13 protein-coding genes are annotated in these 12745 nt (G+C 60.1%); 7 read left to right on the top strand and 6 right to left on the bottom strand.

Annotated elements, in window-relative coordinates:
• Positions 1–822, bottom strand: a complete 822-nt coding sequence (locus PspCFBP13508_RS12905; protein WP_137214728.1) for an aldo/keto reductase — start codon at positions 820–822, stop codon at positions 1–3.
• A gap of 281 nt (positions 823–1103) precedes the next feature.
• Positions 1104–2252 carry an aldose epimerase family protein gene (locus tag PspCFBP13508_RS12910; RefSeq protein WP_137214729.1) on the bottom strand — a complete coding sequence of 383 codons (1149 nt, stop codon included), beginning with the start codon at positions 2250–2252 and terminating at the stop codon, positions 1104–1106.
• A gap of 339 nt (positions 2253–2591) precedes the next feature.
• On the opposite strand from PspCFBP13508_RS12910, the gene PspCFBP13508_RS12915 reads away from it, so the two are divergent.
• The 3 genes from PspCFBP13508_RS12915 to PspCFBP13508_RS12925 all read left to right on the top strand — a co-directional run bounded on the left by PspCFBP13508_RS12915 (position 2592) and on the right by PspCFBP13508_RS12925 (position 4678).
• Complete coding sequence (locus PspCFBP13508_RS12915) at positions 2592–3341, top strand: hypothetical protein (protein ID WP_130912372.1); 750 nt, start codon at positions 2592–2594, stop codon at positions 3339–3341.
• A 217-nt stretch (positions 3342–3558) separates the two neighbouring features.
• Entirely contained in the window at positions 3559–4344 is a 786-nt protein-coding gene (locus PspCFBP13508_RS12920; RefSeq protein WP_039763409.1) for a sulfite exporter TauE/SafE family protein, read from the top strand.
• Between the two features lie 7 nt (positions 4345–4351).
• On the top strand, positions 4352–4678 hold the full coding sequence (locus PspCFBP13508_RS12925; protein ID WP_137214730.1) for a hypothetical protein: 327 nt from the start codon (positions 4352–4354) through the stop codon (positions 4676–4678).
• Between the two features lie 34 nt (positions 4679–4712).
• On the opposite strand, the gene PspCFBP13508_RS12930 is transcribed toward PspCFBP13508_RS12925, so the two are convergent.
• Positions 4713–5177, bottom strand: coding sequence for a GNAT family N-acetyltransferase (locus PspCFBP13508_RS12930; protein ID WP_137214731.1), 465 nt, complete (start codon positions 5175–5177; stop codon positions 4713–4715).
• A 208-nt stretch (positions 5178–5385) separates the two neighbouring features.
• Between PspCFBP13508_RS12930 and PspCFBP13508_RS12935 the strand changes: the two genes are divergently transcribed.
• On the top strand, positions 5386–5949 hold the full coding sequence (locus tag PspCFBP13508_RS12935) for a DUF4174 domain-containing protein (protein WP_137214732.1): 564 nt from the start codon (positions 5386–5388) through the stop codon (positions 5947–5949).
• A gap of 290 nt (positions 5950–6239) precedes the next feature.
• Here PspCFBP13508_RS12935 and ampC read toward each other — a convergent pair whose 3' ends face one another.
• Positions 6240–7406, bottom strand: coding sequence for a class C beta-lactamase (gene ampC / locus PspCFBP13508_RS12940; protein ID WP_137214733.1), 1167 nt, complete (start codon positions 7404–7406; stop codon positions 6240–6242).
• Between the two features lie 159 nt (positions 7407–7565).
• On the opposite strand from ampC, the gene PspCFBP13508_RS12945 reads away from it, so the two are divergent.
• Positions 7566–8438, top strand: coding sequence for a LysR family transcriptional regulator (locus PspCFBP13508_RS12945; protein ID WP_137214734.1), 873 nt, complete (start codon positions 7566–7568; stop codon positions 8436–8438).
• A 118-nt stretch (positions 8439–8556) separates the two neighbouring features.
• Here the strand turns inward: PspCFBP13508_RS12945 and gudD are convergent, their stop codons facing one another.
• Both gudD and PspCFBP13508_RS12955 read right to left on the bottom strand, forming a co-directional pair.
• Positions 8557–9900, bottom strand: coding sequence for a glucarate dehydratase (gene gudD, locus PspCFBP13508_RS12950; RefSeq protein ID WP_137214735.1), 1344 nt, complete (start codon positions 9898–9900; stop codon positions 8557–8559).
• A gap of 25 nt (positions 9901–9925) precedes the next feature.
• Positions 9926–11272: an MFS transporter gene (locus PspCFBP13508_RS12955; protein ID WP_024013478.1), complete on the bottom strand. Its 1347-nt coding sequence runs from the start codon at positions 11270–11272 to the stop codon at positions 9926–9928.
• A 354-nt stretch (positions 11273–11626) separates the two neighbouring features.
• On the opposite strand from PspCFBP13508_RS12955, the gene PspCFBP13508_RS12960 reads away from it, so the two are divergent.
• Together PspCFBP13508_RS12960 and PspCFBP13508_RS12965 are read left to right on the top strand one after the other, a co-directional pair.
• Complete coding sequence (locus tag PspCFBP13508_RS12960) at positions 11627–12340, top strand: FadR/GntR family transcriptional regulator (protein ID WP_016775357.1); 714 nt, start codon at positions 11627–11629, stop codon at positions 12338–12340.
• A gap of 91 nt (positions 12341–12431) precedes the next feature.
• Positions 12432–12662 (top strand): hypothetical protein, encoded by a 231-nt coding sequence (locus tag PspCFBP13508_RS12965; RefSeq protein ID WP_137214736.1) that lies wholly within the window; start codon positions 12432–12434, stop codon positions 12660–12662.
• Positions 12663–12745 lie beyond the last annotated feature (83 nt).

A 12745-nucleotide genomic window follows, 5' to 3' on the forward strand; every position in this document is an offset into this window, starting at 1 on the left:
TCAGACCATGGCCAGTCGCTGCTTGCGTTGAGGCGCCGGGAACACTTTGTCCAGCGCCGCCAGATCCCCGGCGTCCAGTTGCAACTGCGCCGCCTCGGCATTGAGTTGCACATGCTCGGGGCGCACAGCCTTGGGAATCGCAATCACGCCGTCCTGACGCAGGAGCCACGCCAGGGAAATCTGCGCCGGGGTGGCATTGTGACGGCTGGCAATGTCTTGCAGAACCGGCTCGGCGAGCATCGCGCCGCCCTGGCCGATCGGACAGTACGCCATCAACGGCAGGCGCTGATGCTGGCACCACGGCAGCAGATCGAATTCGATACCGCGCTCTTCGAGGTTGTACAGCACCTGATTGGTAGCGCAGGCCGAGCTGGAGAGTTCTTCGAGGTCGTCGACATCGAAATTCGACACGCCCCAACGGCCGATCTTGCCGTCCTCGCGCAGGCGTTCGAAGGCTTCGACGGTTTCCTCCAGCGGATACTGACCGCGCCAGTGCAGCAGATACAGATCGATGTAGTCGGTACCGAGCCGACGCAAACTGCGCTCGCAGGCTTGCGGGATGCCCTGGCGGCTGGCGTTGTGCGGGTAGACCTTGCTGACCAGAAAGACTTGATCGCGCAGACCGGCGATGGCTTCGCCGACCACCGTTTCGGCACCGCCCTCGGCGTACATCTCAGCGGTATCGATCAGGCTCATGCCCAGCTCGATGCCGCTGCGCAGCGCCGCCACTTCACGGCTGTGCGCCGAACGATCCTCGCCCATGCGCCAAGTGCCCTGGCCAATCACCGGAACCTGCACGCCGGCCAACTCAAGGGTACGCATTCAAACCTCCTGCCTTAAAGAGTCGATATCTTTAGTGGGCAGCAGGATAGAGCAAGGGTTCCCGGAAGGAAGGGGGAGTCAAGGATGAAACCGGATCAATTGTGGCGAGGGGAATGTGTGGTGAGGGAATTTGTGGCGAGGGGATTTATCCCCGCTGGGCTGCGAAGCAGCCCCGATCCTGCAACACGCGCTGTATCAGACAGCGTTCTATTGCAGGTTTTTGGGGCTGCTTCGCATCCCAACGGGGATGAATCCCCTCGCCACAGGGGGAGGAAGGCAGGTTACTTGGCGGAGAACTTCAGGACCACGCTGTGAGCATAAGTCTGCCCCGGATCAAGCCGCGTGCTCGGGAAATCCGGCTGGTTCGGCGAATCCGGGTAGTGCTGGGTCTCGAGGGTGAATGCGCCCCAGTGTGGATAGACCTTGCCGCCCTTGCCCTTGACCGTGCCGTCGAGGAAGTTGCTGGTGTAGAACTGCACGCCCGGCTCGCTGGTGAACAGTTGCAGGACGCGTCCGGATTGCGGGTCGCTGACTTCGGTGGCGAGCTTGCTGACATCGCCCTTGGTGTCCAGCGCCCAGTTGAAATCGAAGCCGCCCTGTTTCGGCTCGGCGAATTTCAGCTGCGGATGATCAGCCTTGATGTGCGTGCCGATCGCCGTCGGTTTGCTGAAGTCCATCGGCGTGCCGGCCACAGGCGCCAGCTCCCCGGTCGGGATCAGTTTGGCGGTGACCGGCGTGTAATGGCTGGAGTTGATCATGGCGACTTGCTTGAGAATATCGCCATTGCCGGCACCGGCCAGGTTGAAGTAACTGTGGTTGGTCAGGTTGAGCACGGTCGGCTTGTCGGTGCTGGCCTTGTAGTCGATGCGCAGTTCGTTGCTGTCGGTCAGGCGATAGGTGACCTCTGTGGTCAGATTACCCGGGAAACCCATCTCGCCGTCGGCCGACAGGTAGGTCAGGGTCACGCCTACCGAATCCTTGTCCTTGGTTTCCCTGGCCTTCCAGACTTTCTTGTCGAAACCTTCGGGGCCGCCGTGCAGGGCGTTGGATTTGTCGTTCTGCGGCACTTGATAGCGTTTGCCATCGAGTTCGAAAGCACCTTCGGCCAAACGGTTGCCGAAGCGGCCGATGGTCGCGCCGAAGTACGCGGTGCCTTTCTGATAGCCCTGCACATCGTCAAAACCCAAGACGATGTCGTCGAACTTGCCGTGTTTGTCAGCAACTTTCAGCGCTTGCAGGGTCGCGCCGTAGGTGATGACGGTGGCTTGCATGCCGTGGCTGTTGCGCAGGATGTACTGTTCGACAGGCGTGCCGTCATTGGTTTTGCCGAAGGCTTTGTGTTCGGCGGTCAGGCCCGCCGCGTTGGCGGAAAGGGTAGCGATCATCAGGGACAGTCCGAGGCCGGAGAGCAGGTGACGGGATTGAAGCATGGTTGACCTTCCTTTTTGTTGTTGTTTTAAACACCGCGGTCCCCTGTAGGAGCTGCCGCAGGCTGCGATCTTTTGATTGTGATTTTTGAAAGCAAGATCAAAAGATCGCAGCCTTCGGCAGCTCCTACACATAACTAGTCATGCTATTTGTGGGGCTGAACAGGATTTATAGCGGATTTACATGTATTGGCAAATATAAAGTCCGACTAATTGACGGATCGCCTATCGCCGAAGGTCGGCTAACTGCTCAGGCACTGCACTTTTTCGCAATCGGCGGCTCTATGCATGGCCAGGATGCGGTGACTCCCGCCGCACAGGAATGTGCCTGTCCGAGACTTCATGCCGAGTGTTTTTGCCCTGATCACCGCCACTCACCGCCGCCCGTGCCTGCTATTGGCCTGCCTGTTGTCGCTGTTGCTCAGCGGCTGCAGCCACCAGAACGGCAACGGATTCTTCAATCAGATGCGTGAAGGGCAGCCGCAGGAATTTCTGCAGACCAGCGTCGACCGCATGGCCACCCTGGCGATGCGCGACAACCTCGACAGCCTCTATCGATTGATGGGCAAGCTCTACTTGCGCAACCCGGAAGAGCTGCGCAAATCCGGCTTCCTCACTGTCAATGCTGCGGTGAAGCAAGTTCGTCTCGCTGTCGAGCAACAGCAGCCGTTGCCCGTGCTGGGCGGGCGCAAGGACCTGGCGGCGCTGAGCTATGCGATGAGCCCGGAATTCCTCGGCGACCGCGTCGGCGCGTTCATCTATGCGATCGGCAGCATGCTGGTCACCGCCCACGGCAATCGCACCGAGTTCTACATGACCGACGCGATCAACCCGACGTTCGTGCACAACGCCGCGCGCAACATCGAAAAAGCCATGTGGATTTTGTCGCAACGACAAAACAAGGAAGGCCAGCCGTTGCTGTTCTCCAACGAAATCTCGGAGGAGGGCAGCAACCTCAGCTTCGCCACCGAATTCAGCAAAATCGTCGCGCGCCTGGATCTGCTCACGCAGATGCTCGATGAGCGTTATCGCAGGATCGGCCTGAATTACGCGCAGAGTCTGCTGTTCTTGAATTTCCTGCCGGTGCAGTGAGCCTTGCAGACCACTGTGGGAGCGAGCCTGCCCGCGAAAGCGCCGGATCATTCAAATCATCGGATGCTGACCCACCGCCTTTCCGAGCAGGCTCGCTCCCACAGGGATCTGCAGTGAGTTCGATATGGCATAACGATAGACCGCATCGATATATGTGGTTATAAGAAAAATCGCTATGCTGCGGGCCAGATTTTCCTGTCGTTTTCTGGACGTTTGAATGGAATTGGCAAATTTCGGCCTGGTGATTGCCGGGCTGGTGGTGGGCTTTATCGTAGGCATGACCGGTGTCGGCGGCGGTTCGTTGATGACGCCGATCCTGCTGTGGTTCGGCATCAACCCGGCGACGGCGGTAGGTACCGACCTGCTGTACGCCGCGATCACCAAATCCAGCGGCGTCCTCGTTCACAGGAAGAACAAGAACATCGACTGGGCCATCACCGGCTGGCTGACCCTCGGCAGTGTGCCGGCCGTGGCCATGACCCTGTGGTTCCTCAGCACTCTCCACACCGCGCCGGACGCGATGAACGCCATCATCAAACAGGCGCTCGGCTTCGTCCTCTTCGCCACCGCCCTGGCAATCTTCTTCAAGAAACGCTTGCTCGAATTCGCCCACAAACGCGCGGGTGGCAACTACAACCCGAGCGGTTCGCGCCTGAATATCATGACGGTGATCACCGGTCTGATCCTCGGCACCATGGTCGCCCTGACCTCGATCGGCGCCGGCGCACTGGGCACCGTCGCCTTGTTCATCCTCTACCCGCTACTGCCAACCCGCCGCCTGGTCGGCACCGAAATCGCCCACGCCGTACCCCTGACCCTCGTCGCCGGCCTCGGCCATGCGAGCATGGGCAACATGGACTGGGGCGTGCTGGGTTTCCTGCTGATGGGCTCGCTGCCAGGCATCTGGCTCGGCAGCCACCTGACCGGACGCATCTCCGACGAAGTCCTGCGCCCGTGCCTGGCGACGATGCTGGTGTTGATTGGTTATAAGTTGGCGTTCTGATCCGTCGATGAATGAAACCTATGTCCACTGCGAGGGCCGTCTCGTCATCACCGTCGAGCCACGTGAGATGCGCATGAGCCATTGGCTGTATGCGCCGCAGTTAGTCGATCTGCAGCAGCAAAAAGTGCTGCTGGATATGAGCGAGAGTCTGTGGGATTTGCTCGGTACCGCCGACGAGACCGCCAGTGGCATCGAGCTGGTGCTGCGCAAGTACCCTGGCGACCGGGCGTCGGTGAGGTTGAGAGTTGATCTCGATAGCGGTGAACTCAAACTCGGTGGACAACCCGTCGCCCCCTCGCAATTGCTCTCGGCACTCGATTCAGCGCTGGAGTGAGGCGGCAGCTTGCGGCGAGCCGCCTCACCACGGGTTAGCGCTGAATGACGTATTTCATCACCACCACCGGCAGCTCCTCATAAATCAGCTTCTCGACTACTTGCCAGCCCAGTCGCGCATACAGCGACTGTGAAGTGTCGGTGTAGAGATAGAGTTCAGGCACACCGAGCGCCGCTGCTTCTTCAACCACTCGATTGACCAGTTGCGAAGCCACGCCTTTGTCGCGGTGTTCGGCTTTGACGTAGACCCCGGCCAGCCACGGCGTCAGTTCCGGCCGCAGGTCAAGATCGCTGTCGATCAGCAAGGCACCGCCGAGCAGCTCCGCGCCTTCCAAAGCCACCACCACGCTGGGTATCTCGCCCTTGCCACACGCAGAGCGCATCAACTCGATGCGGGCTTCGATGCTGTCGCCTGGCGCGAAATCACCCCATTCCTTGAAGTTGAGTGTGGCCAGTTCTTCGATAAATCCGGGGTGGTTGCACAGATAGTCGATGTGCATGCAGGTGAACTCCATTTCATTGGCAGAGCAGCCACGGTAGTGCGCCGTTGGCCGGTAAGCAAATCGACAGCGTGATCACGTCTGCCATGTTGCGCAAAGCGCTCCCTGACCTAAGCTTCTGACAGGGCAATGCCTTTTTGCCAGACGCCGCCGGAACAATCGCCACAATGCGCAATCAGTAGTGCGTGGATATCAAAAGGAGATGCGCATGCTCATCAGGTCCCTGACCCTGACCCTCTTGCTGGCAATCGCTGGCCCCCTGTTCGCCGCCGACAGCGATTCACCCCTGGCCGGGGACGTGGGCCGCGCCCGCCCTCTGATCGTGATTGCGCAAAGCACCGTCGACCCGGTGTGGCTGAGCCTGAAGAAGTCGCTGGAAGATCCGGCCAACAAAAAGGGCGTCACCGACCGCAACATCAAGGTCTACACCATCCTCAGCATGTCCGGCCAGCTCGACGGCAAGGACATGGGTCAGCAGGACACCATGGCCCTGCTGCGTTCGCTGAAGCTCGGTGCCGGCGCTTATCCAAAAGTGTTCCTGGTGGGCAAGGACGGCGAAACCAAGCTCTCCGCCTCGGGTGATGAAGCCAAGGCATTGAGCCTGGCAAAAATCTTCGAAACCATCGACGCCATGCCCATGGCCGAAAAAGAAGCCGCCGCTGCGGCCGCCGCCGCACAAACGCCTGTCGCCACCGAGCCGGAACCGGCCAAAGGCGCTAAGGGCAGCAAACCGGCGAAACCGAGCAAACCGCCGCAGATGCCGGATGATTGATTGCGCGTTGACTGAATGAAGCAAAATTCCTGTGGGAGTTGGCAAACCAGCTCCCACATTTTTTTGTGAAGTGCACAGTTCAAATGTGGGAGCGAGCCTGCTCGCGAAAGCGGTTTTTCAGGTGCTGAAGGGTGGCTGATCGAGCGCATTCGCGAGCAGGCTCGCTCCCACAAGTCATCTGCTGATCGAAAGTTGTTGCAGTCTGCGACACCTCCAACGTTAACCGAGTGAAAACCCGATCCTGTAGAAGCTGCCGCAGGCTCGGGCCGCGATCGGACGATCTCTCACTCCTAATCCGCCAACGCCGCGAAAACCGTATGCGCAATCTTCACCCGTTCGGCATTCGGGTAGTTCTTGTTGGCCAGAATCACAATGCCCATGTCCCGCGACGGCACGAACGCCACATACGCGCCAAAGCCCCGCGTGGATCCGCTTTTGTTGAACAGCACGTTGGCCGGTTCAGCTTGCGGTGGGGTCAGCCACTCGACTTTGTGCGGCTCCATGGCCATGGGGGTCGAGTTGCCGTTTTGCAATTTTTCCAGGCTGATCGGGTAGGCGTAGCGTTCCCAGCCCAGGCCTTGGGTCATGTCGCCGACGCGGTAATAACCGATGTGGGTGTTGGCGATGGCTTGGTGCAGATCAGGCGCAAGGCTGGCCGGTTGCAGCTGTGCCTGGACGTAACGCAGCAGGTCGGCGGCGCTGGTTTTGATGCCGTAGGCTTCGGCGTCGAGGGCGCCGGGGCTGACGCGTACCGGTTGGTCGGCGCTGTCGTAGCCTTGGGCGTAAAGCTTCGACTGCGCTGGCGGCACGCTGAGGAAGGTGTGCTGCAAACCGAGTTTTGGCAGCAGGGTTTGCGTCATTGCCTGGTCGAAGGGCTGGCCGAGGCTTTTCGCCGTCAGGTAGCCGAACAGGCCCAGGCTCGGGTTGGAATACAGGCGATGGCTGCCGGCGGGAAACTGCGGTTTCCATTGTTGGTAATAGCCGAGCATCCTGTCGGAAGAATCCGCCTCAGCGGGAAATTGCAGCGGCAGTCCGCCAGCACTGTAGGTGCCCAGTTGCAGCACGCTGATGTTGTCGAAGGCGCTGCCCTTGAGCTCCGGCCAGAGTTGGCTGGCCTTGCTCGACAGGTCGAGTTTGCCTGTGGCCTGGGCGTAACCGGCGAGGGTGGCGGTGAAGGTTTTACTCACCGAGCCGACTTCGAAGAGGGTGTTTTCGCTGACCTTTTGCGCGGTGTCTTTAGCGGCGACCCCGTAGTTAAAGTAATGTGCCTGGCCATTCAGCGTGATCGCTACGGTCAGCCCCGGGATGTTGTTTTGCTGCATCACCGGGGTGACGGCTTGGCTGACCAGTGCCTGCAATTGCGCATCCGTCGGCGTTGCGGCATGACAGGCAACGCTGGCGAAGAACAGTGCGAAAGCGGTGTAGGAAAAGACCTTTCTCGGTTCTAAGGAACACATGATTGAATCACTCTCCATGAGTGTCGATTGTTGTATCCCGCTACACTGCGGGTGATTTTTCATCGGGCGGCCGATCAGCGCGGCCAATTTAGGCACTTCGCCGGCCATCGACAAACGATGAAAACTCGCATGAGCCATTAGAAAAATTTGGGGCAACGCATGATTCGACCGCAACTGCCGCTCAACGCTCTGCGCGCATTTGAAGCCTCGGCACGTCACTTGAGTTTTACCCGTGCTGCCGTCGAGTTGTGCGTGACACAAGCGGCGGTCAGCCATCAGGTCAAAAGCCTGGAAGCGCAACTCAACCTGACCCTGTTCAAACGCCTGCCCCGTGGGCTGATGCTGACCAGTGAAGGCGAAACCTTGCTGCCGGTACTCAGCACATCATTCGATCATATTGCGCAGATGCTCGAGCGTCTGGCCGGTGGGCAGTATCGCGACATGTTGACGGTCGGCGCGGTGGGTACATTTGCAGTGGGCTGGCTGTTGCCGAGGCTGGCAGACTTTCGGGGGAAACATCCGCTTATAGATTTACGTCTGTCGACCAATAACAACCGCGTGGATGTGGCGGCGGAAGGACTGGATTTCGCGATTCGTTTCGGTGCTGGCGCCTGGCATGGCATTGAGGCGACGCGCTTGCTCGATGCGCCGTTGTCGGTGTTGTGCGTGCCGGAGATTGCCCGGCAGCTGCACTCGCCGGCGGACCTGTTGCAGCAGACCTTGCTGCGTTCCTATCGTACCGATGAATGGCCGGAGTGGTTTCACGCGGCGGGCCTGGCGACGCAGGCCGCGCCACCGCAAAGCATCGTGTTCGATTCGTCGCTGGCAATGATGGAAGCCGCATTGCAGGGCGGCGGCGTGGCGTTGGCGCCGCCGCTGATGTTCGCCCGGCAACTGGCGGCTGATGCGATTTGCCAGCCGTTTGCGATCGAGATCACCACGGGTAGTTACTGGCTGACGCGGTTGCAGTCGCGAGCGGAAACGGTGGCGATGAAAGCGTTCAAAACCTGGCTGCTGCAGATCTCAAGCTGAAAACCGATTTGTAGGAGCTGCCGAAGGCTGCGATCTTTTGATCTTAAAAACAGAATCAAAAGATCGCAGCCTTCGGCAGCTCCTACTCCCACAATTGAAATCAGCGGCGCCTGCTGGATTACCGCACCAGACACGGCCGTTTGTTATCGAATTTCCACCCCGGAATCAGGAACTGCATCGCCACGCTGTCATCCCGCGCGCCGAGGCCCATGCTTTCGTACAGTTCGTGGGCCTTGGCCACTTGATCCATGTCGAGTTCCACGCCCAGCCCCGGTTTTTTCGGCACCTGCACCAGACCATCGACAATCTGCAGCGGTGCCTTGGTCAGGCGCTGGCCGTCCTGCCAGATCCAGTGGGTGTCGATGGCGGTGATCTCGCCGGGTGCGGCGGCGGCGACGTGGGTGAACATGGCCAGGGAAATATCGAAGTGGTTGTTGGAATGCGAGCCCCAGGTCAGGCCCCACTCGTGGCACATCTGCGCGACGCGTACCGAACCCTGCATGGTCCAGAAGTGCGGGTCGGCCAGCGGGATGTCCACTGACTGCAACTGAATCGCGTGGCCCATTTCACGCCAGTCGGTGGCGATCATGTTGGTCGCGGTTTTCAGTCCGGTGGCGCGGCGGAATTCAGCCATGACTTCGCGCCCGGAATAACCGTTTTCCGCACCGCACGGATCTTCGGCGTAGGCGAGTACGTGGTGCTGATCGCGGCACAGACGAATCGCCTCTTTCAGCGACCATGCGCCGTTCGGGTCGAGGGTAATCCGCGCGTCGGGGAAGCGCTCGGCCAGTGCCGTGACCGCTTCGATTTCGGCATCGCCGCTGAGCACGCCGCCCTTGAGTTTGAAATCCTTGAAACCGTACTTGGCGTGCGCCGCCTCCGCCAGACGCACCACCGCTTCGGCGGTCATGGCTTTCTCGTGGCGCACACGGAACCAGTCGTTGTCGGCGTCCGGTTCGCTGCGGTAGGCGAGATCGGTTTCGTGTTGATCACCAACGTAAAACAGGTAACCGAGCATCTTCACTTCGTCACGCTGCTGACCTTCACCGAGCAGCGCCGCCACTGGCACGTCGAGGTGCTGGCCGAGCAGGTCGAGGAGAGCGGCTTCCAGGCCGGTGACCGCGTGAATGGTGATGCGCAGGTCGAATGTCTGCAGACCACGGCCGCCGGCATCGCGGTCGGCGAAGGTCTGGCGCACCTGGTTGAGAATTTTCTGGTACGTGCCGATGGGGCTGCCGACCACCAGATTGCGCGCGTCTTCCAAGGTCTGGCGAATGCGCTCGCCACCGGGCACTTCGCCGACGCCGGTGTGGCCGGCGTTGTCCTTGAGGATGACGATGTTGCGGGTGAAAAACGGCCCGTGGGCGCCGCTCAGGTTGAGCAGCATGCCGTCGTGACCGGCCACCGGAATGACCTGCATGTCGGTGATGATCGGAGCTTTGGCGGTGTCATGAACAGTCATTGTTGTTTTCCTTGTCGAGACGTAGTCAGGCGTGTTTCGGCGCGGCGTCGGCCACAGCCTTTTCAGCAGCGGGTTTCGGCGTGGTGCGCGCGGCGAAGACGATGATTGCGGCGATGATCGAGGTCGCGGCCAGACCATACAGGCCGCCCTGAATCGAGCCGGTGTGTTGCTCCAGCAGACCAAACGTGGTCGGCGCGACGAAGCCACCGAGGTTACCCACCGAATTGATCAGCGCAATCACCGCCGCCGCGATGCGTGCATCCAGATAAGCCTGGGGAATCGGCCAGAACAGCGACGAGGCGGACTTGAAACCCAGCGCCGCAAAGCAGATCGCGACGAAGGCGAAGATCGGCCCGCCAGTGGTGGACATGAACATCCCCGCTGCGGCGATCAACAATGCCGTGGCGACCCACGCTTGCTGATGTTTCCACTTCGCCGACAGCGAGGCGAAGGCGTACATGCCGACGATCGACAGCAACCATGGAATCGAGTTGAACAGGCCGACCTGCACGTCGCTGAGTTCGCCCATCTTCTTGATGATGCTCGGCAGCCAGAAAGTCGCCGCATAAATGGTCAACTGAATGAAGAAGTAGATCAGGCAGAACAGAATGATCTGCCGGTCCTTGAGCAGTTTGCCCAGCGACGGCCGGATCGGCGTCGCGGCTTCGCGGGCCTTTTGCTCGTCGTCGATGGCGCTGACCAACGCATCCTGTTCGGCGCGGCTCAGCCATTTGGCGTCGTGGGGTTTGGCATCCAGCCAGAACCAGACGAAAACGCACAGGCACACCGAAAACATCCCCTCGATGAAATACATCCACTGCCAGCCGTGCATGCCCAATCCGTTGATCTGCAGGAGCAGGCCGGACAGCGGGCCGGAGATCAGCGAGGCCACGGCCGAGCCGCTGAGGAAGATCGCGATCGCCTTGCCCCGCTCGACGCCGGGCAGCCAGCGGGTGAAGTAATAAATCACCCCGGGAAAGAACCCGGCCTCGGCGACACCGAGCAGAAAACGCAGAATGTAGAAGTGGGTTTCGTTCTGAATGAACGCCATGCAGGCTGCGACTATGCCCCAGGTGAACATGATGCGGGTCAGCCAGATGCGTGCGCCGACTTTCTGCAAAAGCATGTTGGAGGGGACTTCGAACAGCGCGTAACCGATGAAGAACAGCCCGGCGCCGAAACCGTAGGCGGCAGCACCAATGCCCAGATCGGTTTCCATGTGGGTGCGGACGAAACCGATGTTCACCCGGTCAATGTAATTGACGATGAACATGATCACGAAGAGCGGCAGGACGTGGCGTTTGACTTTGGAGATGGCTGAAGCGAGCGTCGGATCGACGCTGTCCTGCATCCCGGAGATGGAGGTTTTCACTGATGTTTCTCCCACTGATTATTTTTATGCGGGTAGGACTGGGTGCTGCGTTGTTGCTAGACATCATACAACTGTAATTTTTTGTCCTACAAGTGGGGAGGGCGATCAAATTCTTCTGATTGTTCGGTTTTTTATGCGAAAACCGGATTATATCTCGTATTCATTGAGCATTTCGCCAGTCGAGCGCAGCGCCTCTTTGAGCTGTGAATGGTGATGCGTGGTGGCTGGCTATCAAAAACATTCGACGTAATTGAGTGTTGTCATACAAGTCGATGGCCCATCGACCGCTAAAATCCATCTCAACCGTCATCCCGCAGTGCTACGATCGGTAAGCCCCGATCACCGGAACCGATCATGCAAGAAGACCTCGACGCGCCCGCGCGCAAACGCACGCACAACCTCGCTCATGACCTGGTGGAAAAGCTCACCCAGAGCATCCTGCTCGGACAACTGTCGCCCGGTGACAAGCTGCCTTCGGAGAACTCCATCGTTCAGGAGCACGGCGTCAGCCGCACGGTGGTGCGCGAGGCCATTTCCAAGTTGCAGGCCTCGGGGCTGGTCGAGACGCGCCATGGCATCGGTACTTTCGTCATCGAGCGCGCAGCGGAGCAGGGCCTGCGCCTGAATGTCGACACGGCGCTCGGTGTGCGCAGCATTCTCGAATTGCGCATGGGCCTGGAGACGCAAGCGGCGGCGCTGGCGGCGCAGCGGCGCAGTGAGCAGCAGGTGCAGCAGATGCGTCAGGCGCTGGATGACTATCAACGGCTGCTGGCGAACAACGACAGCTGCGTGGAGGCCGATCGGCGTTTTCATCTGCTGATCGCCGAGGCCACCGGCAACGCTTGTTTCAGCGAGATCATGCAGCACCTGGGCAGTGCGATGATCCCGCGCAATCGCCTGAATGCCGCCGAGCGTGGCGCGGCGGATCTGAGCAAGCTCGGGCACTTGGCCAATCTGGAACACGAGGCGATTCTGAATGCGATCAAGCGTCAGGACGCCGATGCCGCCCGCGCCGCGATGTGGCTGCACCTGACCAACAGTCGTGATCGCTTTATCGCCCAAGGCTGATGCCGCTGGTCTGACGTATCGCACACCGCCGACGGCCGCGCTTCCAAACAATACGCCCCGGATAATCCGGGCCAGTATTGTGAGGTGCAGCATGGCTGATGACTCGCTTGTTCCCGGTGGCATGGCGCCCACCGACCAGACCCGCCCCGTATCCGGCACCGACGAATCGACCCTGAGCGATCACGACGCACCGCCGGGCATGGACCCGGGGCGCGATCCCCTGAGCGATGCCGACCGACCGGATGACTGGAAGGATCCGCCGGATGGCGAGGATGTACCGCCGGCGGATGAGCCGACACCGTTGTCGGATGATATGCGCTGAGGTCTGGATTATTCATTGAGTGGGCCGGCCTCTTCGCGAGCAGGCTCGCTCCCACAATGGATGTATGTACGACACAGATCCAC

This window comes from Pseudomonas sp. CFBP13508 (genome assembly GCF_005233515.1).
Classification (GTDB): domain Bacteria; phylum Pseudomonadota; class Gammaproteobacteria; order Pseudomonadales; family Pseudomonadaceae; genus Aquipseudomonas; species Aquipseudomonas mercuritolerans.

Coding starts and splice junctions, on each gene's coding strand:
- PspCFBP13508_RS12910 (WP_137214729.1), bottom strand. CDS start 2,252: ATGCTTCAATCCCGTCACCTGCTCTCCGGCCTCGGACTGTCCCTGATG.
- PspCFBP13508_RS12960 (WP_016775357.1), top strand. CDS start 11,627: ATGCAAGAAGACCTCGACGCGCCCGCGCGCAAACGCACGCACAACCTC.
- PspCFBP13508_RS12945 (WP_137214734.1), top strand. CDS start 7,566: ATGATTCGACCGCAACTGCCGCTCAACGCTCTGCGCGCATTTGAAGCC.
- PspCFBP13508_RS12905 (WP_137214728.1), bottom strand. CDS start 822: ATGCGTACCCTTGAGTTGGCCGGCGTGCAGGTTCCGGTGATTGGCCAG.
- gudD (WP_137214735.1), bottom strand. CDS start 9,900: ATGACTGTTCATGACACCGCCAAAGCTCCGATCATCACCGACATGCAG.
- PspCFBP13508_RS12965 (WP_137214736.1), top strand. CDS start 12,432: ATGGCTGATGACTCGCTTGTTCCCGGTGGCATGGCGCCCACCGACCAG.
- PspCFBP13508_RS12925 (WP_137214730.1), top strand. CDS start 4,352: ATGAATGAAACCTATGTCCACTGCGAGGGCCGTCTCGTCATCACCGTC.
- PspCFBP13508_RS12920 (WP_039763409.1), top strand. CDS start 3,559: ATGGAATTGGCAAATTTCGGCCTGGTGATTGCCGGGCTGGTGGTGGGC.
- ampC (WP_137214733.1), bottom strand. CDS start 7,406: ATGTGTTCCTTAGAACCGAGAAAGGTCTTTTCCTACACCGCTTTCGCA.
- PspCFBP13508_RS12935 (WP_137214732.1), top strand. CDS start 5,386: ATGCTCATCAGGTCCCTGACCCTGACCCTCTTGCTGGCAATCGCTGGC.
- PspCFBP13508_RS12915 (WP_130912372.1), top strand. CDS start 2,592: ATGCCGAGTGTTTTTGCCCTGATCACCGCCACTCACCGCCGCCCGTGC.
- PspCFBP13508_RS12930 (WP_137214731.1), bottom strand. CDS start 5,177: ATGCACATCGACTATCTGTGCAACCACCCCGGATTTATCGAAGAACTG.